Raw genomic sequence first — 1,227 nt, forward strand, 5'->3', positions numbered from 1 at the left:
CGAGCAATTGGGCGTTTTCGACACCGGTTGGACCGCCCAGAACAGCCTCAACTACGTATAAAAGGACAGACAACGGGGCGGACCATGCCAGAAGTAACGCGCCGATCCCTCGCGAGAAAGGGATGTGAAAGTGCCTTTTCAGCCGGCAAAAACACCGTTTCGGCGGCTTGAAAACACAGCGACTCGCAGACCTGAAGCGCATTCCCCGATCCGTTCCGATCGGAACACGCTCCAAAACCCAACCTTTTGAGGGGCGCCCTCCGCTTCGACTTAAGCGATAAGGCTGACTTCAGGAGGGAGACTATCGCCTTAAGGTGGCTTTCGTGTCTTTTGCAATCCTGAAACTTGACCCACCCCTGGGCGAGTCGTACCGTTTGAAACGCAGTCGGAACCGCAAAGCGTGTTTTGCCCCGAGCGACAGACCGCTTCGTGCTGTTTGTTGTTTCACGATCCGAATGAGGGCAGGAGGACACCATGAGCTTGCTTCCGGGTGAAGGCTGGGTCATCGCCGGCGAGGACAATTATCAAGTCGTCGGACCGAACGAACAGCTTAATTTCTCCGAGGATTTCGAGCAGCACATCGTACACGGCGACCTTCGCGGGGGGGGATTGTTTGATTATCCCGTTGAACGGCTGTCGAGCCAAACCATGGCTTGCACGCTGACCATCCTTTCTTATTTGTCGGGATCTTTCGAAGAGATCCCCTTCTCAAGCAATTTCCGACTTTCTTTTTTCCTGGTCATTGAAGACGGCCGTCTCCCTGAAGACATCGACATGTCGATTGGTTTCTTTGAGCCATACAGCCTGGGCTCGGCGATGGTTCACATGGGACTGGACGACGAGGGGATCTCTCTTAGTTTCGGGACCACGACCACCTTCAGCCCCTGGTCCAACGCCGGAACCCTTCTCAACCCTTCGGACCTTTCCTTCGTCACCTTTTATCTGTCGGGATCGGAGGAAAACGGCATTCAAGCCCGGGTGCGGACCTCGTACCAGCGGACCACCGGCGGGGAAACCGAGATTGTCCAGACCTCGGATCACCAGCTGGCCGTGGAAACGCCCGCGATTTTCCAAGACTCGACGTTTTCACAACTGATCATTAGCGGCCATTCGGCCGGCAATCGGGTTTCGCTGGACAACATCAGTGTGATTTCGTCGGTCGAAGGGGGCACGGATTACAACAACCCGCTATTGAACCGGAACGATTTCAACGGCGATGGCTATGCT

The 1,227-nt window shown here is 55.3% G+C and carries 1 protein-coding gene; it reads left to right on the forward strand.

Features of this window, described 5'->3' with window-relative positions; genetic code table 11:
• Window positions 1-474: 474 nt before the first annotated feature.
• On the forward strand, window positions 475-1,227 hold a 753-nt coding region (locus tag ROR02_RS16390), incomplete at its 3' end, for a hypothetical protein (RefSeq protein ID WP_147165109.1).

It is taken from the genome of Pararhodospirillum oryzae (assembly GCF_007992075.1).
Lineage (GTDB): Bacteria > Pseudomonadota > Alphaproteobacteria > Rhodospirillales > Rhodospirillaceae > Pararhodospirillum > Pararhodospirillum oryzae.